The 25,708-nt window shown below is 38.4% G+C and carries 26 protein-coding genes; 6 read left to right on the top strand and 20 right to left on the bottom strand.

The features are described from left to right. Positions 1 to 215: 215 nt before the first annotated feature. Positions 216 to 3,353: a sacsin N-terminal ATP-binding-like domain-containing protein gene (locus B9A58_RS19330; protein WP_084374533.1), complete on the top strand. Its 3,138-nt coding sequence runs from the start codon at positions 216 to 218 to the stop codon at positions 3,351 to 3,353. Continuing rightward, on the top strand, positions 3,340 to 3,480 hold the full coding sequence (locus tag B9A58_RS20440; protein ID WP_176214852.1) for a hypothetical protein: 141 nt from the start codon (positions 3,340 to 3,342) through the stop codon (positions 3,478 to 3,480). Before B9A58_RS19330 ends, B9A58_RS20440 begins: the two co-directional genes overlap by 14 nt. A gap of 101 nt (positions 3,481 to 3,581) precedes the next feature. Here the strand turns inward: B9A58_RS20440 and B9A58_RS19325 are convergent, their stop codons facing one another. From B9A58_RS19325 to B9A58_RS19290, 8 genes are all read right to left on the bottom strand, one after another. Continuing rightward, positions 3,582 to 4,196: a LysE family translocator gene (locus tag B9A58_RS19325; RefSeq protein ID WP_176214851.1), complete on the bottom strand. Its 615-nt coding sequence runs from the start codon at positions 4,194 to 4,196 to the stop codon at positions 3,582 to 3,584. Between the two features lie 59 nt (positions 4,197 to 4,255). Further along, positions 4,256 to 4,705 carry an RES family NAD+ phosphorylase gene (locus B9A58_RS19320; protein WP_084374531.1) on the bottom strand — a complete coding sequence of 150 codons (450 nt, stop codon included), beginning with the start codon at positions 4,703 to 4,705 and terminating at the stop codon, positions 4,256 to 4,258. Further along, positions 4,702 to 5,109 carry a type II RES/Xre toxin-antitoxin system antitoxin gene (gene parS / locus B9A58_RS19315; protein WP_176214850.1) on the bottom strand — a complete coding sequence of 136 codons (408 nt, stop codon included), beginning with the start codon at positions 5,107 to 5,109 and terminating at the stop codon, positions 4,702 to 4,704. Before parS ends, B9A58_RS19320 begins: the two co-directional genes overlap by 4 nt. A gap of 46 nt (positions 5,110 to 5,155) precedes the next feature. Next, complete coding sequence (locus tag B9A58_RS19310; RefSeq protein WP_084374529.1) at positions 5,156 to 6,358, bottom strand: hypothetical protein; 1,203 nt, start codon at positions 6,356 to 6,358, stop codon at positions 5,156 to 5,158. A 6-nt stretch (positions 6,359 to 6,364) separates the two neighbouring features. After that, complete coding sequence (locus tag B9A58_RS19305) at positions 6,365 to 7,234, bottom strand: outer membrane beta-barrel protein (RefSeq protein ID WP_084374528.1); 870 nt, start codon at positions 7,232 to 7,234, stop codon at positions 6,365 to 6,367. Between the two features lie 4 nt (positions 7,235 to 7,238). Continuing rightward, entirely contained in the window at positions 7,239 to 8,960 is a 1,722-nt protein-coding gene (locus tag B9A58_RS19300) for a DUF1501 domain-containing protein (protein ID WP_084374527.1), read from the bottom strand. A gap of 10 nt (positions 8,961 to 8,970) precedes the next feature. Beyond that, positions 8,971 to 10,728, bottom strand: a complete 1,758-nt coding sequence (locus B9A58_RS19295; protein ID WP_084374526.1) for a DUF1800 domain-containing protein — start codon at positions 10,726 to 10,728, stop codon at positions 8,971 to 8,973. 137 nt (positions 10,729 to 10,865) lie between these two features. Then, the gene (locus tag B9A58_RS19290) at positions 10,866 to 12,422 is read right to left on the bottom strand and encodes a GH3 family acyl-acid amido synthetase (protein WP_084374525.1); all 1,557 of its coding nucleotides are present in this window, start codon (positions 12,420 to 12,422) and stop codon (positions 10,866 to 10,868) included. A gap of 118 nt (positions 12,423 to 12,540) precedes the next feature. On the opposite strand from B9A58_RS19290, the gene B9A58_RS19285 reads away from it, so the two are divergent. After that, positions 12,541 to 13,227, top strand: coding sequence for a YggS family pyridoxal phosphate-dependent enzyme (locus B9A58_RS19285; protein WP_084374524.1), 687 nt, complete (start codon positions 12,541 to 12,543; stop codon positions 13,225 to 13,227). On the opposite strand, the gene B9A58_RS19280 is transcribed toward B9A58_RS19285, so the two are convergent. From B9A58_RS19280 to B9A58_RS19230, 11 genes are all read right to left on the bottom strand, one after another. After that, entirely contained in the window at positions 13,228 to 14,433 is a 1,206-nt protein-coding gene (locus B9A58_RS19280; RefSeq protein WP_084374523.1) for a hypothetical protein, read from the bottom strand. 23 nt (positions 14,434 to 14,456) lie between these two features. Continuing rightward, a complete protein-coding gene (locus B9A58_RS19275; protein WP_084374522.1) occupies positions 14,457 to 15,119 on the bottom strand; it encodes a C40 family peptidase in 663 nt (220 codons plus the stop codon). A gap of 64 nt (positions 15,120 to 15,183) precedes the next feature. Beyond that, positions 15,184 to 15,549, bottom strand: a complete 366-nt coding sequence (locus B9A58_RS19270) for a methylglyoxal synthase (RefSeq protein WP_084374521.1) — start codon at positions 15,547 to 15,549, stop codon at positions 15,184 to 15,186. Positions 15,550 to 15,574: 25 nt separating this feature from the next. Further along, on the bottom strand, positions 15,575 to 15,814 hold the full coding sequence (locus tag B9A58_RS19265; RefSeq protein WP_084374520.1) for a DUF2442 domain-containing protein: 240 nt from the start codon (positions 15,812 to 15,814) through the stop codon (positions 15,575 to 15,577). Then, positions 15,795 to 16,028: a DUF4160 domain-containing protein gene (locus tag B9A58_RS19260; protein WP_084374519.1), complete on the bottom strand. Its 234-nt coding sequence runs from the start codon at positions 16,026 to 16,028 to the stop codon at positions 15,795 to 15,797. Before B9A58_RS19260 ends, B9A58_RS19265 begins: the two co-directional genes overlap by 20 nt. 45 nt (positions 16,029 to 16,073) lie before the next feature. Continuing rightward, positions 16,074 to 17,726 carry a glucose-6-phosphate isomerase gene (pgi, locus tag B9A58_RS19255; protein WP_084374518.1) on the bottom strand — a complete coding sequence of 551 codons (1,653 nt, stop codon included), beginning with the start codon at positions 17,724 to 17,726 and terminating at the stop codon, positions 16,074 to 16,076. Between the two features lies 1 nt (position 17,727). After that, positions 17,728 to 18,402 carry an HAD family hydrolase gene (locus tag B9A58_RS19250; RefSeq protein ID WP_084374517.1) on the bottom strand — a complete coding sequence of 225 codons (675 nt, stop codon included), beginning with the start codon at positions 18,400 to 18,402 and terminating at the stop codon, positions 17,728 to 17,730. Between the two features lie 100 nt (positions 18,403 to 18,502). After that, complete coding sequence (corA, locus tag B9A58_RS19245) at positions 18,503 to 19,477, bottom strand: magnesium/cobalt transporter CorA (protein WP_084374516.1); 975 nt, start codon at positions 19,475 to 19,477, stop codon at positions 18,503 to 18,505. Between the two features lie 170 nt (positions 19,478 to 19,647). Next, positions 19,648 to 20,610, bottom strand: a complete 963-nt coding sequence (locus tag B9A58_RS19240) for a DUF3667 domain-containing protein (protein ID WP_176214849.1) — start codon at positions 20,608 to 20,610, stop codon at positions 19,648 to 19,650. A 75-nt stretch (positions 20,611 to 20,685) separates the two neighbouring features. After that, on the bottom strand, positions 20,686 to 20,868 hold the full coding sequence (locus tag B9A58_RS19235) for a hypothetical protein (protein WP_084374514.1): 183 nt from the start codon (positions 20,866 to 20,868) through the stop codon (positions 20,686 to 20,688). 2 nt (positions 20,869 to 20,870) lie between these two features. Continuing rightward, positions 20,871 to 22,220, bottom strand: coding sequence for an NfeD family protein (locus tag B9A58_RS19230; protein ID WP_084374513.1), 1,350 nt, complete (start codon positions 22,218 to 22,220; stop codon positions 20,871 to 20,873). Between the two features lie 70 nt (positions 22,221 to 22,290). On the opposite strand from B9A58_RS19230, the gene B9A58_RS19225 reads away from it, so the two are divergent. From B9A58_RS19225 to B9A58_RS19215, 3 genes are read left to right on the top strand one after another with little or no spacing between them, the layout of a single operon-like run. Beyond that, complete coding sequence (locus B9A58_RS19225) at positions 22,291 to 23,067, top strand: hypothetical protein (protein ID WP_084374512.1); 777 nt, start codon at positions 22,291 to 22,293, stop codon at positions 23,065 to 23,067. After that, on the top strand, positions 23,057 to 24,124 hold the full coding sequence (locus B9A58_RS19220) for a LysM peptidoglycan-binding domain-containing protein (RefSeq protein WP_084374511.1): 1,068 nt from the start codon (positions 23,057 to 23,059) through the stop codon (positions 24,122 to 24,124). The genes B9A58_RS19225 and B9A58_RS19220 overlap by 11 nt, the downstream gene beginning before the upstream one ends. Further along, positions 24,114 to 24,875 (top strand): TIGR02757 family protein, encoded by a 762-nt coding sequence (locus B9A58_RS19215; protein ID WP_084374510.1) that lies wholly within the window; start codon positions 24,114 to 24,116, stop codon positions 24,873 to 24,875. Before B9A58_RS19220 ends, B9A58_RS19215 begins: the two co-directional genes overlap by 11 nt. Before the next feature lie 65 nt (positions 24,876 to 24,940). Here the strand turns inward: B9A58_RS19215 and pyrE are convergent, their stop codons facing one another. Further along, a complete protein-coding gene (gene pyrE, locus B9A58_RS19210; protein ID WP_084374509.1) occupies positions 24,941 to 25,591 on the bottom strand; it encodes an orotate phosphoribosyltransferase in 651 nt (216 codons plus the stop codon). Between the last annotated feature and the right edge of the window lie 117 nt (positions 25,592 to 25,708).

Here is a 25,708-nt window from a genome sequence, read left to right as displayed (position 1 = left end):
ACTTCGCAGCACTTCTGAGAGAAACGTATTATTAAACGTTTAAATACATACATAATAGATATATAGTCACCTTTGTCTACATATCACTACGTTGTGCGGTATACTAAAGCCCACGCACAAACAGCACATTTGGTTTTTGCCGACCCCAGAAACCAACGCATAAAAAACCAAAAGAGCTGTTTTTACCAACGCTCAAACAAAACATATAAATTGAAATGACAAATAGCGAGAATATTATAAATCGAAAATTAGTACGAAAAAGAGACGAAAACGAATCAAAGCGTGAGGATATGAAACAGCACGCTGATAAATTAATTCAAGGTTTTGAAAAACTGGAGGAAAGTCATTCGAGAAGAGCTGTATGGGAACTTTTTCAAAATGCGATTGATTTATCAGAAAATTGTGAGATAATTATAGAGCAGAGAGATGATGGGATTATATTTAAGCACAATGGACTTCCTTTTACATCTAAAACATTAAGATGCTTAATAAAGCAAGTTAGTTCAAAGAGTTCGGAAAATAACAATGACGAAGTTGGTCAATATGGAACAGGATTTATAACAACACATTCTTTTGGAAAAAAGATATTGGTTTCAGGCTCATTAAAAGAAGGTGATTATTTTATACCTATCCAGAATTTTGAGATAGACAGAATAATTCAAAAACCAGATGATTTAATCGATAAAATCATTGCTCAACAGCAAAAAGTTTTTGACCTAATTGAGTATGGAGAATTAAAGACTGAATGTAATACATATACATCATTTTATTATAAAGCAGCAAGTCCTCTTGAGCAGCAAAATATAATTAAAGCAATTGATAGCTTAATAGTCATTCTTCCTTATGTAATGAGGATTAACAAAAAACTTAATAAGGTAAAAGTATATGACATAAACGGGACAGAAACTATTTATCGCAAAGGAGAAACCAGTAATGGTGATAATATTACAACTTCAATAATTCATATTAATCAAAACATTAAAAAAATATTTTCTTTAGTTTCCGAAGTAGAAGACTTGGTTGTAGTACTTCCATTATCAGAGAAAAACAAAGCAGTAAAGTTAGATAAGTATCTTTCAAAATTATTTCTTTACTACCCCTTAATAGGTACTGAAAATTTTGGTTTTAACTATTTGATTCATTCAAAACAATTTGCACCAACAGAACCAAGAGATGGAATTCATTTAAGGAGTAAAAATGAACAAGTTCAGGAAAAAGAGAAAAATAACAGGAGTATAATTGAGAAAGCTTCTGCGCTAATTTTTGAATTTGTCGAGAAATATGCATTAGAAATTGAAAACCCTAAATTATTAGGATATATAAATTTCAACACAGGAACTTCAAATACTCATTTATCTGAATATTTTATTGGATTAAAAAAAAAATGGGTTGAAAAATTCAAAGGATTCCCTATTGTTGAAACTGATGAAGAAAGGTTAAACGCAAATGAAGTTAATTTCTTGTCAAGTGAATTACTGTTAGATGAAGACTATTACGATTCTGTTTATTTTATTACAAATCTTTTCTGGAAAAATATTCCAAAAAAGCAAATAGCTCGTAGTTGGACAAAAAACATTTCTTTTTGGGAAGACGAAAACATCTCATATATAACAGTAGAAGATATTGTTAATGAAATTGAAAAGACTTTAACATTAGATTTCTATCAAGACACTATTCAATTACAAAAATTCTATGAGTATCTTATCAAATACTCTTTTAGTAAAGTTTTTAATCAACATAAAATATTGCCTAATATTAAAAATGAATTTAGGCTTTTATCTCAGCTAAACTCAACTAATAACATTGATGAAATACTTATTGAAGTTGCTGACACAATAGTTCCAGAAATTCCAAAGCGATATATTAAATCAGGATTTGAACTAAACCTTGGTTTTGAACCATACGACAGAAAACATTTTTCAAAAGATATTAATTCACAAATTTCGGAACTCAATAAGACGATTAAGGAAGGTTCGGTTTTGGAGCAAGACACTTTACAGGCTTTAATTTTATATTGTCGGATCTTTCCTGCAACTGATAATACAGGTACAAGAGGAGTTCTAATAAAACAGATTTGCGAGTACTATAGTGTTGATTCTTCATTTATAAGTTTACCAACAGTTGCAAATCAAGAAATTGAATGGCTAACGCCTATAAAATGCCTTCTTAGAAATTTTATTTGGGAACTAAATACTAAAGATGAGTCTTGGGTAGAATCAAATTCAACTTTTTTAAGTAACGTATTATCAATAATTCACAGCTATTATGAATATGGTGATATTGTTAAAACACATCCAATATTCCCTAATCAACTTTTTAAATTGTGCGAACCAAGTGAATTGAAAAAAGATGGAGATATTTCTGATGAATTAAAGGATTTGTTTGATAGGATTACTCAACCTCAAAAAAAAGTCAGAAGTACATTAATTCTTTCAGGTTTCTCTAAATATTTAAAGGATAACGACACCAAATATTCTAAAAATCTTGGTGACAGCATTGATAAAGTTTTTCAAGATGCAATGTCATATACCGAGATTAATAAACATCCTTATAAAAAGGACATTCTTTGGATAATTAAAAAAATATCCGATGATAACAAATGGTCAAAGTATTTTCCATTTATTGAAGAAAAAAAAGCCACGATAATGATGGCTCGAATTTCAAATACTGAAACAAAAAATGACCTTTTTTCTATTATTGGATTAGAATCTAAGCATATTGCATTATTAGGTGAATTATCAAGAGACGCGGATTTAGAACGTATTATTAATTTAGGTAAAATAGCCTTAGAAGAAGAAAATCGAGAAAAAGCAGATTTTCAATTCAAGCACACAATTGGTACACATATAGAAAAGTTAATAAGGGATAAAATTGGCATCGAGTTAGAAGATTTTCAAATTAAAGTTCGTGATGAACAAGGCGGACAAGACATTGTAGTAAAACACAACAACTCAATACTTTATTATATTGAAGTTAAATCACGTTGGGATAGTAGAAATTCAATTACAATGAGTCCTCTTCAAATGAAAAATGCAGTTCAGAATAAAGACAATTACTCTTTATGTTGCGTGGATATGTGTAATTATAAAATAGGAGAAAAGGAAAGATACAGTGTTTCAAATATTCAAGAAATAATTAATCGGATTCAAGTTTTAAATGATATTGGGAGTAGACTTAAACCAATTTTAGATGGTGTCCTTTCTGTTAAAGACATTGAAAATGAAATATCTCTAAGTGGAGATTATCGTGGAACAATTCCACAACCTATAGTAAGAACAGGAGAATCATTAGATAACTTAATAGACAATTTAATCAAATTAATAGAACCAATTTTACAAAATGCCAACGCATAAAGCCATACACATTGCCAAGTCGCTTGAAAAAGCCAACCGCACAATCCAATACTTGTCAATAAGTATGTCTTTGCCAAAGCTGACAGAAGAAAAAGTACGACCGCACAACAATATGTATAATGCATAGCGGGTTTTGGTGGTGTTTTGAGCTTTGTCACTCGCCCGTATTTCGGTGCTGTTCTGAAAGTTAAAGCTCACGTAATCCGCTACGACACCATACACGAGCCGTCACATCAAATAATACTCCACCAGCAACTTAGCGCCAAGGACAGCCAGCACCAAGCCAATACCTATGCGAAGGTATTTTTTGAACCTTTCATTCAGGTACTTGTTCAGATTCTGCGCATAATAAGCCTTCAGTACATCTGTGATCCAAACCATATTCAATACACCTGCAAAAAACAACAACTCGCTAGTGGTATCATTAAATTCAGCAATCGCGTAATTGGAGATAGCTGCCCAAAAACCCCAAATGATGGGGTTGATGGCATTGAGCATAATGGCTTGAGTAAACAAACCAAACTTTTGTAAATGAGTTGACGAGGTCTCGACTGGTTGCTGTTCAGATTCCTTTTTGAATATAAAAATTAGCCCAAATAGGATAAGGAGAATCCCTCCGCCTATAGATAACTGGGCAGGAGGTTCACTGCCTCCCGAGATTTGACTCAGTCCAAGCCAAGTCAAGAGGATAATAGACGTATCTGTCAGGGCTACACCTGCGATAAAATAAACCGCCTTTCTAAACCCATGATCAATGGCATGCTGTACGAGTGTAAGAAATACAGGACCTGTAGAAAGTGCTGGAACAAGGCCTGCTGAAAGGCCAATTAGATAAGCTATCAAAATAGTTGCTTCATTATTATAAGAATAAAGTTATCTCAAAGAAGTTTACGTTTTATTGATTAATTCCAAAGTCTTTGATCAAACAACAAGGGTTTGACCTCATTTATCTTCAGGTGATGAAAGTGATCATGCAAAGGGTTCAGCAAAAAATTAGATTCTGAGGAAACAATAGAACTAGGCACCTTCAAACACAACCCTCCTCCGTCTAAAAATTGCCTCCCTGCATCAATGGTCAAATTCGAAAAAGGGTAACTGTTCCAACCTTTGGGTAAGACGGTAAGTTCTCCGACATTATACTGATCGGGCAATTCCAATTCTGTACAATAAAATCCTTTACCTATTTGATTTGAACTACTATTCGCCATTACTTCTAACATAGCCAGGGAAAGACTCTCAGAGGTATATAGCATTCTTCGACCCTTAGGGTTCCACCTTCCGCCATAGCGCATAGCACCCGTCCCAGACAAATCATGAATATATGGTTTGGTCGTGATCCGAAAAAAAATCATGAATAAACGCCGTGTTCTATGCGGCCAAGTAAATCCTCTACCAGAGATAAACCTGTACTATTACTTAAAAAGTCATAAGGTTTTTTATTTGCCAGGGCCAATAGGTCAGATTTGAGCCATGACTGAAAGGCTGGGATACTTCCTAGCACCTCCTCTCCATATTGATACAAAGCCGCAATTTGTAAGATTCGATCACTTACTGATGCATTAATGAGTTCTTTGTCCTTTACTTTTTCTAGGGTTCGTCTAGTTACTGGCAGTAAATTAGAAAATTCCTTCAAATTCATGCCTGTCATAGACACTACTGCCAAAAAATCTAATTTGGTAATACCCTCATGAGCCTTTTGGTATCTAATTGCAGGATCATGGATCAAATTAAGGATCTCGCTCGTTTTATATGCCATACACAAATGTACGAAATAATTCGCGTAATTAAACGAAATATTTCGCTTATTGAACCAAGTCCTTGAGTTCATTCTCTGATTTCTTAAACAAACACAATCGCTGAAATTTACCTGCTACTTGAGTAGACCCTAGAATTGCCAAACCATTATCAGAAGTGACATGGATCGCTCCCAGCTGATAGGGACTTGAAAAACCTAGGTAATCAACAGCAACATAAGCACCTGCATTGTCATAAAAATGCAAGACGATTTGTTGGTTCTTGGTAGTAGTGGCCATAATGATATAATCAGAGCTACCCAATGTCATAGTAGTCATTTTTACCTTTTCGCCATACGCCCACTCTAGCATGGGACTGCCTGCTAAATCACTTGAAGAAGTGGTTCCTAATGTATTGAGTGTCGCAATGGCATTGGCATACTGATCTCCATAGTTGAATCTGGCCAGGCCATAATTATCTCCACTCAAAGAAATCAAGCTACTGATACCTCCCTGATCTTGTTGGCCTTGAATAACACCAGAAGGTGTATCATCACTCAAATCAGTAAATAATAATGACAAAGTGTAATTATAAAACCCATTGGCATAATAAGTTCCATTCACAGAACGGCCTGCAAAAAATGGCAATTCCCTACCAGTCCGTGTAAAGTGATCAATGATTGGTTCTTCCACCTCTTGTCCCGCCCCTATTCCAAAAGCACTCTGAGCGGCAATAGATCCGTCTGCATTAACCAAAGACAACATAGTGGTTCTATCCAAAGAGTTATAACTAAGCAATACAAATTGATCTTCACCATCATTCTCAGCATACATAGGATAAGTCACGCCCAGGCCAGTAGTACTCACAATGCGAGCGGAATCATTGACTTGATTAAGGTAGGCTTGTAGGCTCACAGCATCCATACTGATAAAATAGTGTTCTCCACCCAATTCCAAAAACTTCCCCACAGGGTGCACGTTGTCGTCTGTTAAATAGGTATTTCTAACAAACTGGCCTTCTTCATCTGCACTAGAGACGTATGTACCCAGAAAGTCCACATCCTCGCGTCTATAATTACCAAGAAATAAATAGCCACCCTCAGCTGTTTGTACAATATCCACGGGTCTGATCTCATGATCGAACTGATGACTATCATAAATTCTCAAAAATGAATCAGCAGGATCTACATCCTTATTGTCCGCTATGTCACAAGATGAAATAACCCATAACGTAGCTATTACCCAAACGAGGTCTTTAAATTGAATTTTCATGAGAGACTAAAAATCAGAGTTGAAACTTTTGCTAATAAATCGCATGGGGAAAAAAACACCTACATTCATGGTAATGTTGTCGATCGTGAGGTCGTCCATAGCGTCTCCTGATGCAGCCAGTCGATTGTCAGAATATCTATTAGAGGCACTGGCGATATTGTTTAGCCCATAGCGATAATTGATATCAAGAGAAAGGCGAATGTTACCAGGATCATAGTGTACGCCTACACCAGCCATAACTCCCAAGGATGAGCCAATGAAGATATCTTTGGCTCCAACTATAATTGCATCAGGCTGATAGGGTCTGACAGCACCAGAGGCTATATCGTTATTTTCAATTTGAATTTCTTTATTGGCATTGAGCAAACGACTGTAATAGGCACCTATTTGCACAAATGGTCTGATTTTTTCCTGAAGAATGTCATACTTAAACATCAAAGGCAAGTCAATGTATTCCAGGTGATTTTTTTGATCATAATTGAGAATGACCATGTCCTCTAGATTACTTACCGACTCGTAAGTATAGGAGTTGTGATAGGTAAAATTGAACCTAGAATAATTTGGAAAGAAGGCTAACGAAAACCCTCTGTGATAGAAGACAAATTCCAATCCTACTTGAGAACCTAACGTTTTAAAATTATCATAGTCCTTTTGGAGCTCAGTATCCACAAAGTCAACACCTTCAAAGGTTGAATAAAATTGTGTAGGGTTAGCTTTGGTCAAATTAGGGCCTCCTTTTAGTCCGATCCAGAATTGTGTTTGCATAAATTGCTTGAGTGGATTGGGCGGTTTTTTAGGTTGCCCTTTACGCTGCGCCATGCTTTGAAAGCCAATCAGCAAACAAAAAAGCAACAAGAATTGAAATTTGCGATCCATAAGTTTAGTGCTTAACGATTAGTTTTTTTGAGTCCTTGAGTAGTCCAGCATTTATTCTGTAGATGTAGGTTCCTGGTTTGAGATCTGACACATCCAAATTCACCTCATGCTCACCAATGAGTTTTTCTTCCTGCAAAATATGCCTAACCATCTTACCATTGTTGTCATAAAGGCTAAGCTCGACTTGAGCTGGTGCATTCAAATAAAAACCGATTTTAGTTTCTTTATGGGCAGGGTTAGGATAGCATTCTTTCAAATGAAAGCGTTGAGTCATAAACTCTTCTATACCAGTAATTACAGACTTAGAAACCTCAACTTTCTCCAATGCTTCCCCATCATCACCCGTACCATCAATGTAATTATTAAAGAAAATATCACTGGTAATTACGCTCTTGTCCACTTGAAGCCAATCTTCCAAAATACTGGCATAAATCTGTCGGTAATCGTACTGCATGCCCACATTGTTTTCAGCCATGTCTGGATTGGTACCAAACACACCAGGATTCGCTCCTTTGCCAAAGATAAACATAGGCCCTCCAGTACCGTGATCAGTTCCATAACTGCCATTCGAGGCTATCCTTCTGCCAAATTCAGACATGGTTACTGTGAGTACACGATCTTCAATTCCTCTGGCTCTCAAATCATCCTGAAAGGCCTTCATAGCAGACGAAATGTGATAGAGCAAAGAAGCATGATTGCCCATGGTAGGATCATAAGATTCTACTTGATCTGCATGCGTATCAAATCCGCCTACTTTTACTAAAAACACCTTGGTTTTAGCGCCTAAGCCAGGCCCCCCTCCATCCAAAAGCCTTGAGACCAATTGCAATTGTGGAGTCAGTCGATTGCGCTTAGCACCATCTGGTGCATTGAAAGGATATACTTCTGGGTATGCCACAGAAGACGCAGAAGCAGCATTGTATATTTCGAGCAATCTTCCGGCATAATCCTCAGATTTATCCTCCAGCCCCAATATCCAGTTCATTTCATTCCAATAAGCAGAATTCAGCAAATACTCTGGTGGGCGGCCACGGGGATCAGTGCCCTGGTCTACAAAACCATCCAAATTTTCAATCAGATCAGCAAATCCTTGAGGATTCCCTCCTAATGAAATAGAAGAAGGGATGTTTCCATTTTGATGAAAGACCAGAGATACATCACTCCCTAGCTCAATGGCCAATGGATCAGGCATATCATTATTTGGAAAATCATCTGGATAAACTTGAGGTGCATATTCACTTTGTAAATAGCGACCTACCCAACCTGAGGAGTAAAAGTCATCTACGCCACCACCCATATTCCAGATATCTCTGCCTCGAAAGTGCGAACCATTGTTGTTCTTATAAGACACCCCCTGCACAATCGCCATCCTTCCTCTGTCATACAGATCCTTTACGCCTTGCATATCTGGATGCAATCCGATTTGATCAGGTGAGGCCAAAGTGCTATCTACTGGTATATATTTTCTAGCTCCATTTTTTGCAGGTATAGCAATGTTGGCTCTGCGACTATAATACTGGTCGTATTGCTCAACAGGAATAACTGTATTCACCCCGTCGTTGCCTCCCAACAACTGCAAAATCACCAGCACCCGATCATTGGTACTGCTTGCAGCCATTTGACGAAAATAGTTGTTTCGCGCAATCAAATTGATAGGCACCCCACTAATCGCAAAAGGAAGACTGGCAGCCAGTGGTATTTTTTTTAGAAAATTTCTTCTTTTCATCTGGTTAGGCTTATGAGAGTTGAAACTCAGGTGACTGCATTAGTGCGTTAAACAAATTCTTTAGTTGACTCTCTACCACTTCACTATCTTCTAGATTGGTCCACCTAAAGTTCCAGGATCCTTCTGGATCTGGGTCAATTTGTGGACTATACAAAAATGCCATCAGGAAGTAATTCAGTCTTTCGGCAGTAATCTCTGATGAATCATCTCCTGCTGCATCAAATGTAAGATTATCATTCATCGGCAAAAAGTATCGGCACAATTCTATGATTAGATCGTTCGCATCTGCAGCTACAGCAGAAAAATTATCTCGAACAAACTCCACAACATCTACTCCTACACTTCCCGGTTCATCAGCGTCCATATTGTCAATCAATCGCTGAATAAACTGATAGCGTTCAGCCAGGTAATTGGTAGATATCCAACTTCTATTGTAAATGGGGAATTGATGGTAAGCCGGATAACCAGCCACTTCTGACGGCTCGTAGTAAATCATACCCTGGCTATTCATAGACTGCTGTATACTGCCCATGAAAGTATAGTAGTTTTCTAGATCGGTCGTATAATCCGGGATTTTCACTTCTAAACCCTTCAGTGTCCCAAGCGCCAGATCCATGGGAGATTTGATGATACTTCCAAAATTGTCGTTGCCAGTACCAGCGCCAGCCTCATAAAAGTGCTCACTTTGAAAAAGATCAACTAATACGGGCTGCAACTTATATCCACTATTTATAAAGGTCTGGGTAAGGTTATCAATAATATCATTATCCAGATCCTCGTCTATATTGTAATAGACATAGAACCTATAAATTTTTCGACAGATGTTTTTAGCCGCTTCATCTGACACACCATAGATCATTTCCACCAATTGATCTATTTCGCCCAAGGCACTTTCTTCTGTGGCCGCCCCCCCTTGCAACAAATCTGGATCAGGCGATATCGTAGCGTCATTGAATCTATAGCTAAACTGCTTGGTTGTGTTGTCATGTGAAGAAGCAATAGTTCCACCTCTAATTACACCTTTTGGCAGTTCAGTATCTTCATCAATATTGGAAAATGTCTCGTCAATATTAAAACCTGAAAACACCAACGCAGCCGCTTGAACATCCTGCTCTGTATAATTGAAATAATCTCCTGGTGCGGGCAGGGTTGAAACTGTACCCTCCAGCCCCCTACCTATAGAGAACAATTCTAAGAATTCCCGACCAAAATTTTCGTTGGGACTTCCCAGTACATTGGTATTGCCATCCAGATATCTTAACATGGCATTTTCAACACACACTTTTTTTGATAATGTCTTAAAATTGAAATCAGGGTCTTCATTATCATCAAAGCTATACTGTCTAAAAAGTGCATTTTGATAATAGATGAATTTGCTGTTAGCCACTTTGGACTCTATTGTGGTAAAAATCGTATGCAGAAGAAAGGTGATCTTTTCGCGAGTTGCATAAGACAAGGCATACTCCTCAGCCACATCCAGAGCCAGCAATTGGCCAAAATGCCACGATTTCAAATACGTATTCAAATCTCTGTCTGAAGAATTGGCATCCGTGGTTGGAGTGCTGAGCCATTCCTGACCTGTGGCTGGATCTAGCGGCAATTCTGGATCAGGCAAATCTTCCATGATAAACAACAAATCCATGGCTTCACTGGTCGTGAGTGCGGCTACTTGATCTATTTGTGCTTTAGTCGCGCCGAAGGTCACCCTTCTGAGCAAATGTGCTGCACGCTTTCTTCCCAACGTACCAGCCAAAGCGGTTAGAGGCATAATAGGTGATTTATAGTTAAATTAATGACAAATTGCCTAGTACAATATTATCTCAAATATGTATCAAAACGAACTATCCCAAGAAATAATATAACTATTTGTAGAATTTTAAAATTACTTGTTCGAACGTTGTCATTCTAATAAGATGGGCTACTCTTGGATTGAATGAAAAGGTTCCATTCCTTTTGTCGTTCTTCATTCAACACTCGCGGAAACTTATGTTGGCCACCTGCTTTACCCTGGCTTTTCATCCAAGAATAAAATACAGATGTGGGTAGAAAATCTGCATGCATTTCTTGAAGAGCGGCCGTTCGTTCTACTCGGTAATCGTCATTTAGAATTTTTAAATTCTCATCCAACAATTTCTTAAACCTCCCTTGGTTCACAGGATCATCTGTGCCTATATACCAGTGATGCGCAAATAGTGATCCGTAAAATTCCCCGCAAACTGTAAACTCTTTGACCGTGACATTCAACTGGCTGGCTGTAAGTTCTAGCGCCTCATTCATATTATCTAAAGACAAATGTTCTCCACACAAACTGAGAAAGTGCTTGGTTCGACCTTTGATGACTATTTCTGCATCCTTCTTATTAGTAAATTCTATTACATCACCAATCAAATATCGCCATGCTCCTGCATTTGTGCTAATCAAAAGCGCATACTCCTGTCCTATTTCAACTTCATCAATTTTGAAAATTGTGGGATTATCTACAAGCTGTCCGTTCATATCAAAATTGTTGTTGGTGAATGGTATAAACTCATAAAAAATGCCATTGTTCAAAACCAGCTTCATGGACGAATGATCTGGTTTATCCTGAAAAGCAATGAATCCCTCAGAGGCCAGGTAAGTCTCCATGTAGTGAATAGGCTCAGCCAGCAGTTTCTCAAAGCCTCTTTTGTATGGCTTAAATGATACACCACCATGTACAAAAACCTTGAGATTCGGCCAAATATCATGTATCGTCTGAACCTGATACTCGGCAATTATCTTCTCCATCAATAATTGTATCCACGCTGGCACACCTACAATCACGCCAACATTCCAGTCTTTGGCCTTATGCACCATTTCATCCAGCTTTGTATCCCAGTTAGCTGCCTTTGCGATCTTTCTACCAGGTTTGGCAAACCGCTGAAGCCAGATAGGTATCTGACTGGTAGTGATTCCACTCAGATCACCTTCGAAATATGTGCCATTAAACTTCAAGTCTGTGCTTCCACCAACCATCAGAATATCAGTCTCATAGTATCTGGAATCTATTTCCAGTTTTGACAAGGCCAACAACTGTCGAACTCCAGTTTTTTGCATGGACTTGAGTATATCCTTAGTGATGGGGATGTATTTGGAAGGAGCGCCAGAAGTTCCCGAACTCAAAGCATAGTATTTGACCTTGCCTGGCCAAGTGACTCCTCTTATCCCCTCTCTAGACTTAGACCACCATTCCTCATTGATAGCATTGTAATCATGAATAGGGACGTTGCTTGTGTAATATTTATAGAACAGATTCGGGTCTTGATCTTTAAAACCATTCAAGATGGTCTTAAAATAATAGTATCGACCAAAGTATGTATCCTTTGCGGCAATTAAGAGCTTACGCAATTCTGATTTTTGCAAATCAAATGAAGAAGTATAATCCTGCTCTAAACTCTCTCTAAGACGAATACCGCGTTTGAGCAATGTTCCTAAAATAGCCATGTGAACTGAACAACTGATTGAAATAATTGATTCATTAAATTAGAAGAAATAATCGTCAGAACCATTCTAAGTTAATTGTTATTTCGTTAATTCACGATTAAGAAATTAAGCAATCCATATGTCTGTCGCAGATCAAATACAAACCATTCAAAAAGAACTATCCACCACTACTAATGCCGAACTGATAGCGGTAAGTAAAACCAAGCCCATTGAACTTCTATTAGAAGCCTATGCAGCAGGTCAAAGAGCCTTTGGTGAAAACAAAGTGCAGGAATTGGTAGAAAAAGAAGCCTCTCTCCCAAAAGATATCGAGTGGCACATGATTGGCCACCTTCAGCGCAACAAGGTAAAATATATTGCACCTTTTGTGCACTTGATCCACGGAGTCGACACAATCAAACTACTTAAAGAAATCAACAAAGAAGGTAGAAAAAATGATCGTGTTATTCCCTGTCTTTTGCAAGTCCATATTGCTGATGAGGAGACTAAATTTGGTTTCAGTCAGAACGAAATCAAAGCATTGATATCATCTCCTCCACTGGATGAAATGACAAACGTGTCCATTGTGGGTCTGATGGGTATGGCAACAAACACAGACGATAAAGCTAAAGTAAGAGCTGAATTTGCTGGATTGAAATCCTTTTTCGAATCGCTAAAAAAAGAATACAACCACCCACTCCTAAATCTCACAGAAATCTCTATGGGCATGAGTGGCGACTATCAAATAGCCGTAGAAGAAGGCAGCACCATGGTACGAATTGGCAGTACTATTTTTGGGGCTAGGAATTATTCTAAAAAGGAATAGTCATTTTTTCTCCGAAATTGCTCCTCTCAATTTCATCAGTTTATTTAAAATATCAAACCAAAAAGGTGCTCCCAAAGAAATGGCCAGTGCCGTTATGAAATAACCCAGTATTCTCGGCCAGCCGAATAACAAACAAAATAGATAATGCCATTTCTGAAAGCATGTGATTGTCACAGCAGATTTTGCACTGTCACATTTCCCTATAATTTTAGATGCAACTCCAGCATTTACCCAATCTGGATAAATAATCCTTTTCTTCTCATCCAACATCAGTGAATCAGGCAACCATGAGCCCAATCCCAATACAGTATTGGCCGAAGCCAAATCCTGCTCCAACACCTTTTTTGTATCCAATAAAGCTTCCAAACGAGCATTGTAATCAGTAATTAATGCCTTTGATGCTGAATCCAATTTCAATGTATCTGCCTTCAGAGCCAGACTATCAGTAACCAACAGGGCATATTTATCATATTGATTGTTCTGAACATAGGCACTAGCTAGTTGTACCATCTGATCTCGTGCATCTTGGTCTACAGACAGTTTTTTGACAATTGAAAAAGTATCCACATTGAAGACCCAAGCCAGCATAAAGCCTATAATGAGTAAGATTTTCTGCATCCGTTGCTTGTACCACTCAGTAGTCTGCTCCATGGTTCTATCAAACCAATTTTCCAATTCCTTCTTGAAAGCTTCCAGATCACCTTGGCAATCCTCTAATATGCTTTGGATGTACTCGGCTGTTTTCCTGCCCAATATGCGACGAGTCCCTTCAATATAATCCTCACTACCTTCTGGTAAGCACAACCGCTCCAGACCTGACTTTATTTTTTGGATTTCAGTAGTGCCAGAACCAACAGCTTTTATTTTATCTAAAATAACTTTTGCAAAGTTTACTGCTTTGATAGCAGAAGGATTGAGGTTCGCCTTTCTACCCAAGTATTTGACTTCTTGGTGATCGTAAAAATTATTGATCAGGTTATTTACATAATTATCAGGAAGGATATTAAACAATTCGATAATTCTTGGATAACTATTCCCTTCACCTTCCTCATCATTAATCATTCGATTAATTGCCTCTTTGAGATTTCTTGCCCTGAGCATTAGGTTCGTTGAGATGATCTCAGCAACTAATGTGGCAAATAAGCTATATAGCAGATAGATGAATACCAGTCCGATAACTACATCTAATGCGACACTTCCTGTCATGATAGTTTAGGTTTAATGAAATATTAAGATTGTAATAAAGATTCAAGGATAGATTTCGACTGATTGCCATAAACTCCATCAACTGTGAGTTGATTATTGGCTTGGAGCAGCTTGAGGGCTTTGATGGTTTTATTGCCAAAGTCTCCATCAGCATCACCACAGTTATAGCCCAATTTATTCAGCAGTCTTTGAAGGCTAATGACTTCTTCACCTTTGTCCCCTTTTTGCAGAACTGGTTCAGGAATATCTAATTGCACTTCAACACCCACACGACGATACCCCAGTACCTTACCCGCATCATAAGCAGCCACTGAAACTGCATTTCCCTGATTTCCACCTATACAAAAAACCTCTTTACGATCATCTGAATGTCCTAGATAAATGGCGACATGGCCTTTCCAGGAATGAATGCTTTCTCGCCAAAAAACAACTACATCACCAGGTCTAGGCGCATGCTGTTCGCTTCCCACCTGCAACCAACTGCGAGCATTGGCTTTACCACTTCGCTGATAGTTTAACTCGTCACAACAAAAATTAACAAAGATGCTACACCAGGGTGTTTCGTCATCTTTTATACCTGGAAAATTGGATTGTTCGGCGTAGGCTACAATTCGCGGATTGTGCTGACTTCCTGGGATTTCGGCTTGACCCAATTCCTTAAAGGCCACTTGAAGGAGCTTGCTCATGATAGGTTGGTTTTGATTTATTTATCCTAAGATAAACTAAAAGCGCAAAACCATCAACTCCTTATTATTCTATTGGCCAGCCATTCAAAAGCAACTGTGCTCCAGCTGGATTGGTAGCAAATGGAATGTTATGCACATCACAAAGTCTCATCAACATCTGAATATCTGGCTCATGGGGATGCTTACCTTGTGGATCTCGAAAGAAGAAGATCAAATCCATCTTACCTTCCGCCACCAGCGTAGCAATCTGGGCATCACCACCCATAGGGCCAGAAAGCAACTTTTTCACTTTCAATCCAGCCTTCTCAGCATGTGATCCTGTGGTTCCAGTCGCCACAATGTCTGCTTTGGCTATGCGTTCCTTATTTTGAAGTAAAAAGCCTACCATTTCGGCCTTTTTGCCATCATGGGCAATTACTGCTAGTCTCATTTTGAATATTTAAATAAAGAAAGAATTAAATAGTTACTAAGAGGCCTTCTATGGATATGTCTTCGTCTAACTCCTCCCAATGCACACCATCTCCGCTACCGATCAGTCGCCAATTTTTTAATTGATCTGGGTTGGCATCTCTTAATTTCGGAAACCACTCGATCGGCACTCCGAGCTCTCGTCCATCTGCCAAGAGGAAATAAATCTTATCTTCTTTGAACCAGATTTCTTTTGCTTTTGGTGAATTAGTTGTTAAAATACTCATCCCATTTTGAAAGTAAAGTGACTTGATTCTCCAACACTAATTTACGGATTTTACTCAACTCTGATGCATTGAGACCTGAGGATTTAACTAACTCCACAGGTCTCAATGAATACTTCGCTACACCTTCCCCACTTTCGACATGTACATGTTCAGGGAGATGCTCATTGCTATAAAAGAAGAATCTAAAAGCGCCAATAATTAGAACCGTAGGCATAGTACAATATAAAACTTTAGAAAAGTTAACCACCAAATTTTTACTTTATTTTCTCCACTCCTTCCACTGATTGATCAGGCTATTGGTTGATCCATCGTGAGAAGTTACTTTATCGTCGCCTTGCAACTCGGGCAATATTTGCCCAGCCAATTGTTTTCCAAGTTCTACACCCCACTGATCAAAACTGAATACATTCCAAATGACACCCTGCACAAAAATCTTATGCTCGTACATGGCGATCAATGCACCTAGATTGAAAGGCGTTATTTTCTTGACCAATATCGAATTTGTTGGTTGATTGCCTTCAAATATTTTGAATGGGAGCAAGAAATCAATATCCTCTTCTTCCATCCCAGTTTTCAACAATTCGTCTATGACTGTTTCTTCCATCTTGCCTTTCATCAGAGCTTCAGTCTGAGCAAAGAAATTAGCCAAGAGCTTTTCATGATGATCACTCATTGGGTTCTGACTTTGCGCGGAAGCAATAAAATCTGATGGAATCAATTTAGTTCCTTGGTGGATCAACTGATAAAAGGCATGCTGTCCATTGGTGCCTGGTTCGCCCCAAATGATTGGCCCCGTTTGGATGGCAATTGGCTCACCATTTCTATCAATGAATTTACCATTGCTCTCCATGTCACCTTGCTGGAGATAACTGGCAAAACGATGCAAATATTGATCATAAGGCAAAATAGCATGAGACTCAGCACCAAAGAAGTTGTTGTACCAAACACCAAGCATGGCAAGAATCACAGGCAGGTTTTTTTCAAATTCCGTTTCGCGGAAGTGAATATCCATAGCCTCTGCACCATCCAACAGGTCTCTGAAATTGTCATATCCAATCGCGCAAGCAATAGACATTCCAATAGATGACCAGAGAGAGTACCTACCACCTACCCAATCCCAAAACTCAAACATATTGGCTGAGTCGATTCCAAAGGCTTCTACAGATTTCTTATTAGTAGATAGCGCGATAAAATGCTTGGCTATTGCTGTTTCATCTTTAGCAAGATTCAAAAACCAATCCTTGGCCGAATTGGCGTTGGTCATGGTTTCCTGAGTCGTAAATGTCTTAGAAGCAATAATAAATAAAGTCTCAGCTGCATCTACTTTCTGCAATACTTGATGAAGGTGGGAGCCATCTACATTGGACACAAAATAGGAGTTGATGTTTTCTTTCTGATAAGGTTTTAATGCTTCGCAAACCATGTATGGCCCTAAGTCAGATCCACCAATGCCAATATTGACAATGTTTTTGATCACTTTGCCATCAAAACCTTTCAACTCGCCTGAATGAAGTTTTTCAGTAAAGGCCTTCATTTTCTCCAACTCTTTGGCGATCAATGGACGCACATCTTCTCCATCTACTTTGAGTGGCTCTTTGCTGTTGCTTCTCAGTGCTGTATGCAAAACTGCACGATCTTCCGTTTCATTGATCTTCTCTCCTGAAAACATCGCTTCTATTGCATCTTTCAACTGGCACTCATCTGCCAATTTTATCAACAAAGACTTCGTCTTGTCCGAAAAGATATTTTTGGAGTAATCCAATAAAAAGTCTTTCCACTGAATGGAAAATTTATTGAATCTGTCAGGGTCTTTTTCAAACATTTCTATAATAGGATCTTTCGAAATGTCTTCGTAATGGTTTTCTAGGGCATCCCAGGACTTGGTCTCAGCAGGATTTACTTTTGGAAACATATTAAATTAGTGTTTTTTCAATTGTCAATTTTTCTAACAATTCCAGATCAATGTTGTTATGTGAATCTATGATCACATGGGCTTTACTCAAATCCTGATTTCCAGAATTTAGATTACCATAACCAATGCATTTCATTCCTGCAGAAATAGCTGCTTGCACACCATGTTTGGCATCTTCTATCACTACACAATTCTCAGGATTTACACCCAAAGTTTTGGCAGCCAGTAAAAAAATATCAGGATTGGGTTTGGTCTTCTTCACATCTTGACTACTCACATAGCCCTCGAAGTATTGGGTAATGGCAAATTTATCTAAAACCAACTTAATATTCTCTCTTGAAGCCGAAGAAGCTACGATCATTTTTGTGCCACTAGCTTTTATCCTATCCAACAGATCGGCCAATCCCGTGATAGGGTCAAAATCTTTTTCACGAAGTGCATTTATATAAGCCTCATCTCCCTCTATGGTCAAAGCTTCTGCTGTAGCATCCAGGCTATATTTGGCAATATTTCCAGCCCAAAGGTCCCACGTACGCATGCCTACATACTGCGCATGCTCCTCAAAAGGATAGTCCTTGACTCCAAAACGTTTTAGAATTTCAAACTCTGTTTCGTAGTGGATGGGCTCACTGTCCATGATCACCCCGTCCATATCAAATATTACTGCTTCTAGCATTCTCTTAGGATTAGGCGGCAAAACTAGAAAAGAATTAGACAAATGAAAGCAGATGGGTCTTTATGTAGTTATTACCTTATGACTAAAATTGACTGATACATCACAACCATTGTTTTCTTTTGAGTATATAAAAAATAATGGCACCAATCACTCCCATAGCTCCAAGAACACCAAAATAACCATATTTCCAATCCAACTCTGGCATGGTATGGAAATTCATACCATAAATCCCGGCAATGAAGGTCATTGGTATGAAGATCGCAGACACAATGGTCAGTGTCTTCATGACTCGATTCATCTCATTGTTTTGATTAGTATGGTGCAAATCCATAATGTCTCGAAGCATCTCACGAGATGTATTACAAAAAGCCAAAATGTTCTTCACCTGATCTTGAAGGTCATGCAAATAAGCTTGGTTGGCTTTTCTGAGGAATTGAGCGCCTTCTGTTTTCATGCTAGTGACAGCGTCTAGCAAGGGTATGGTGTGCCGTCTGATTAAGTTTACTTTTCTTTTGATTGCAATGACTTCTTTCATTACCTCATAGTTGTCGTCTGTTAAAATTTGATCTTCGAGCTCTTCAATTTCAAATCTTAATTTTTCAGCTATGTGAGAATAGCTGCTTACGATAGCATTAAGCACCTGATAAAAAAGATAGTCTACTGGATTGGCCCGAATGATTCCTAGTGATCTTTTTATCTTATTACGCAGCTCGTCGAATACGTCACCAGGCAAGCCTTCTTGAAAAGTAATGAGCACATTCTTTTTCAACACAATACTGATCTTTTCCTCTGCAATCAAATCATTTGTGTCGACAGTAAGCATATTGGCCGAAAAGAAGATATAATCATCAAAGACTTCGAACTTTGGCAACGACTCTACAATCAAAATATCTTCCAATGTAAGCGGATGAAATCTATTGAGACTGATTACTTCTTGCAGGATGTTTCGGTCATGACTTTCTATATCCAGCCACGAGATTCTTCGAGTTCCTTCTATGGTATCGAAGGCAGCCTGGGGAGTTATTTTCTCTTCCTTTTGGTGGGTAGATTTGTTGTATTGAATAAGAGTCAGCATAACCTTGTGTTAATGAATACAATGATACATTCTATAATTATTGGAAGTATAAAGAGTAAACAAAACAATTCCCTACAGCTCAATGAATTTCAACCAGTGGTGATCTTACCATACACTGATATGGGCAATTGCCACTTGAAGTTCTCTCATTGTTGAGTTTAAAATGCTCATTAAAATATTAAAAGTGATATCAACAATTCTGCAATAATGGCAAACACAAGAATGTAAAAATAGAGCCATGAGGTAATCCAAAATTTAAGAATAGTCTTTTTCCAATTTTGCCCATACACTCGTTTGAACGAAAAGAATGTATATATAAAAACAGTAAACAAAGATCCTGTAATCATCCATTCTTGCGCATTATCAGAATGAACTAACCAATGCATCAAAGCCATGATTATTCCATAGACAAAAAAGGCAAAAGTGTGTAAATGGATCGTATGGATCAAATGATTGATATAGAGCGTCTTTCGTCTGATATACATCAGTTTCAAAAGCATGGCAAATACTGGTATCAGCACAAACATCATGACTGATAGGTTCTTTACAATCTGAGAAACTAATAATTCCTTATCCCTCTTGTAAATCCGAATGATTTGTTTGACCGTCAATCGGGTTAATGCATGTCTGTTTTCCAATTTTAAAGAATCGAATAAAGCCTCCTCTGACACACTGCTGTCGTCCATGTATTGGTTGAACATCTTCCATTGCCATTCTTCTAACGGCCAGGAAACATCTTCTGAACTTTCTAATGAATCTTCATCAAAAGTTACCATCACGGGAGGTGCATTTTTTATTGAGTCTATATTAAACTCCATTTCTTTCTGAAAGACATTTTGAACAGAATCTACTTCAGGTGAATCCAAAGCCTGACCCAATTCACGAGTCAAGTCACCCATTACGATATTGAGTACAAAAAAGTAAAAGAAACTTACAATGATGTATAATCTGATTGGATTGGCGTAGGTAAAACGTTTGCCCTCATTGTATTTCTTAGTGAGCTCTCCAGGTTTAAAAAAGAAAGGGAAGAAGGTATGAGCCAATCTAGAATCGAATGAAAAGAAATTTTCGAACAAATCTCTACTCAGCTCTTTAAAAGACACGTTTTTATCATCATTCTGCTGTCCACACATAGGACAGAAATTGTGTACTTCAGCAAGTGGCGTTTGACAATTGAGGCAATTTTTGGTTTTACGCAGGGCTCTCATTTATTCAGATGTGTCTTCCTTTTTTACAAATCTATTCAACAGGAATGCTCCACCCCAAAGCCCAAGTGCTACAAGCGAATATTCTAATTGATAATATTGTGTCCTGAGACTGAAATACAGAAAAATGACCGCTCCTATGAATAATACCCAATAGAGAATTTTCAACAACTTTTCTTTTGACATGATCAGGATAGTTCTTTTACTTTGAGAGAAGTGCCCTCCTCACCTATTACCTCTATTTTAGCACCCTGCTCTATATAGCTCCCACGAGTATAGGCGTCATATATTTCATTTTCTATTTCCACCTTTCCACTGGGCCGTAAGATGGTATAGGCCACTCCCGTTTTGCCCATGAGGGAATCTTTTTTGAAATTGGAAGTATATCCAGCTGATTTGTCCAGGGTAGTTTCTAAGGCAATTCTTTTAAATAAGCCCGATTCCGTCAATCTCACTCCCCCAATGAACATCACAATGAAAGAGCCAATCAGACCCAAAAAAGTGACCAATACGGCTGTAGTCAAATTGCCAGTAGGCACGAATGAAAAATCGAAGTAATCATTATTGAGCATCACCAATATCAAGGATGTGACCATCATCGTAATTCCAGATACTCCGGCTACACCAAATCCTGGTATTACAAATATCTCCAATGCCAATAAAACGACGCCTAAAAAGAAGATAATAATCTCCCAATTCTCAGCCAGTCCATTAAGATAATAAGGGGTGAAGTACAGAACAATAGCAATCAAAGAAGCCAAAATAGGAAAACCTACTCCAGGTGTTTGCAGCTCAAAATATATTCCACCAAGAATAATAAGTATTAAAATACCACTGACAAATGGATTAATAAAAATATCAATAATTTTATCAGAAGCTGATAATTCATAGTCATACGTATCATAGTCCTCAATACCAGACCTAAACATGATATCCTCTATCCCATCTACCTGGGCTTCACAAAATCCATGTTTGATCGCTTCGGAAGTTGAAAACGTAATCACCTTACCTTCTGTAGAGATGCTGTCTACTTCCACATCCTGATCGACCATGGCTTCTGCAATTTTCGGATCACGACCATTGGCTTCAGCAGTAGAGCGCATGATGGATCTCATATAAGACTGGTATTTGTCGGGGGCTGCCGCACCATCTTGAGTCACCACAGTGGCAGCGCCAATACTGGCACCTTTCGCCATATAGATGCTATCACAGGCAATAGAAATCAAAGCCCCAGCTGATGCTGCATCCTTGTTTATATATACATAAATAGGTTTTTCAAATTCTAACACACGAGTCCTGATATCATCAGCATCATTGAGTGCGCCACCATAAGTATCCATCTCTATGATTACATAATCAGCCTCTTGCACTCTGGCCTCCTCAAGGGCCAATTCCGTATAACGATTTGTTCGCGCGTCTATGTCTGCGTCTAGCTTCATCAAGAAAACCAGAGGTTTGACATGGGTGCTGTCCTGAGCAGTTATACCCGTATATATGCCAAAGACAATAAAGATTAAAAGATGGAGACGTTTGTACATCAAGGATTACATTTAGATTTGCCCGAAAGATATTTATTATTTATCACATCCATTAAACGAATATTGAATTTTGGCGGTTAAAAATGTACATCATCAGATTACTTTTGATTTTCCAATCAAGTCTATTATCCCTGGATCAGATGAAAATCTCCTTTTGATCGAAACTTATGATGCTGAAGCCAAATCACAAACCTTTCTTCTCCTTTCATTCCAGCCATTAGAAATTATTCAGGCCATTTCATTTGGAGAAGAATACTCAGGATTGGTAGCAAAATCTTATGACGCAGCTCAACTCCTCTTTATCCAATATTCTGACCAAAACAATCCTGACCTGACAAATATTTACACCTTCAGCTGGAACGGAGGTGACCCCACCTTCAGCCTTCAAAATACCAGAATCATTCAATCCGGATCTGAATGGATCAAAGTCCCACATCCGCATTTCGCAAATAAAGAAATTTATGTTGACCTTAAATCAGGAACCGAACTTCGGACTGCTCCTGTTTCAGGCCTAGCCATTTTCGACAATGTTTCATACGCTACGTCATACACAGTAGAATCAGAGTATTTTCAATGGTTCGTACAATATTTTGCCAAGTACAACATTATTCCTTGTAGGCAAATTGAATACCTAAAGGCAAATGATGCTGTTCTGATTTCATACTATGAGGAACGTGAAAACGGCTTGGTCAATACACTAGTTATTTTGGACAATGAAGGTGAAATTTTGGAAAGTATACTTTTGGTTGATGAGCTCAGTGGAATTGGAAAAGACACCTTTTTCGTCTACAGAAATAAAGCCATCTTTGTCACACAAAAAAATACATTGAATATTTATGATTTATAGACTGCTCTTTTTCTTCGCCTTCATGGGCATGGCTCAATTTGGGTATACCAATAACCCTATGGATAGTCTACGTGTAGAAAAAATTAAGGGCAAGAAATACATCATCCATCGTGCAGAGCCCAAAGAAACGCTTTATTCTATTACGAAAAGATATGGCGTAACACTGGAGGATTTGTATGAACTCAATCCATCACTGAAAGCCAGTGGACTGAAAATGTATGATACCATTCAAGTGCCTTTATTGAAAAAGAATAAAAGGCAGAATCTAGAAATTGAAATCCAAACCAGTGAATCAAACGATTTTCATATTGTTGAGGCGGGCGAAACCTTATTCGCCATATCCAGAATGTACAACTTGTCAGTCGACTCCTTAGCCGTCATCAATCAATTGGAAAATGCTAATTTGAGTGTAGGGGATACACTCTACACCCAACCACTCTCCAAGCCAAAACCCGCACCTACTCTCGATCCAGAAAGAAATTATCATATCGTTCAACCTTCTGAGACGCTGTTTGGTATTTCACGACTCTATCAGGTTGAAATTGAAGATATCCAACAGTGGAATAATTTGCCCGACTATACCTTGTCTATTGGACAAAAACTTATGGTATCCAGCCTGCCAAATACTGAAACAAAGGACACAGTCTCTCTCACACCAATTGCTAAAAAAGAAGTGGACTCTTCCTACGTGAAGCCTCAAGAGCTGGCATTAGACACGCTTTATGTCAAAACTGACAACAGCCAATTCAAGACTAAAACAAAGGAAGTAGAAGGCAAAAAACAGACTGTAGAAGAAGGCTTTGCCATGAAGATAGAAGACACAGACTACACGCAAAAGTATCTGGCCCTGCACCGTTCTGCGCCACTTGGTTCTTCCATTCAGGTAAAAAACCAAATGACCAACCAAATGATAGAGGCCAGAGTAGTGGGTAAATTACCTGAAAGTGCCATGAATCGCACTTTACTTCTAAGACTCTCTTCTGCTGCCTACAAAGCTATGGGCGCCATAGATTTGAAAACACCTATTACGGTCAGCTATTCTCAAGATGAGGAATGATCTGAAAGTTTTTTTGGATGAGAAAGTAGCGCTTTACAATCAGCCTTCTTTCATTTCTGAAGATCCCATATCCATCCCTCATCAATTCACAAAAAAGCAGGACATAGAAATCGCCGGGCTATTTGCAGCTACACTCGCTTGGGGGCAGCGCAAAACGATCATCAACAAAGGCAATGAACTGATGCAGATGATGGAGCATGCACCTCATGACTTTATAATCAATCACGAAGAAAATGATCTCAGAAAATTTCTCGCATTCAAACACAGAACCTTCAATCCCACAGACACACTCTTTTTTATTGACTTTTTAAAATCCCATTATCAAAAACACGATTCATTGGAAATCGCATTTACCTCTGGGCAAACCAGTAACATGGAGGCCTATCTGATCAATTTTCATCGTGCATTATTTACCCATCCCAATGCGCCTGACCGGACAAAGAAGCATGTAGCTACACCAGCTCGTAAGTCAGCTTGCAAGCGACTAAATATGTACCTGAGATGGATGGTGAGAAAAGACAATAAAGGAGTAGATTTTGGCATCTGGAATACAATAAAACCATCCCAGTTGATCTGCCCATTAGATGTTCATGTAGAACGAGTAGCCAAAAGACTTGGGGTACTTCAAAGAAAGCAGACAGACTGGCGAGCAGCTCTTGAACTCAGTAATAACTTGAGGAGATTAGACCCTCACGATCCAGTCAAATATGATTTTGCATTATTCGGACTAGGTGTAATGGAGAAGTATTAGGAGTTGAAAGTAGAAAACTTAAAGTTACTATTTTATAAACTTATCACTTAGACTTCGAACTTAGCTTATCCTCTCCAGTTCTCTGGTTCCATTCTCCATGAGTTGAGCGAATCTAGTTCCTCACTTTTTATCAAATTGGAAGAGACTGCAATATCGAGTAAGGAATGATAATCCGACAAGGTAAAGTAAGGTACTTTGGCTTGCATCAGGTTTCTATCTGCATGTGGAAAGCCATAAGTAAAAATAGCGCCCAAACCAAGCACTTTCATCCCAGCTTCTCTTAATGCCTCAATCGCCTTAATCGAACTTCCTCCTGTTGAAATCAGATCCTCTACTACGAACACTTTTTTACCTGGTTGCACTTGTCCTTCTATTTGATTCGTGCGACCATGTGATTTGGCTTTGTCTCTAACATAGATGAATGGCAATCCCATTTCTTCTGCAATCAAAGCACCTTGAGGGATTCCTGCCGTGGCAACTCCAGCTATAATCTCCGTTTCAGGGTATCTGGACTTGATTTCCTTTACGTACGCATTTTTGATCAAAGTCCGCAATGACGGGTATGAAAGGGTCATGCGATTGTCGCAATAAATCGGAGACTTCCATCCTGAAGCCCAGGTAAATGGATCCTTAGGTTGCAGTTTGATAGCCTTGATTTCTAATAATTCGGTAGCAATTTGTGCACTTAGCGGAAGATTTGATTCATTGTTCGTCATGTGGCGAAATTAGTAATATTTTAAATCAAGATTTCGTTGAAAGAATGAATTCTAAAAATTGAAGAAAAATTAATCATCGAAATTGTGAATCTCAGGATTTTTTATCCATGTTCGCCA

It is taken from the genome of Reichenbachiella faecimaris (genome assembly GCF_900176375.1).
Classification (GTDB): domain Bacteria; phylum Bacteroidota; class Bacteroidia; order Cytophagales; family Cyclobacteriaceae; genus Reichenbachiella; species Reichenbachiella faecimaris.
This window is presented reverse-complemented; position numbering and strand designations above follow the sequence as displayed.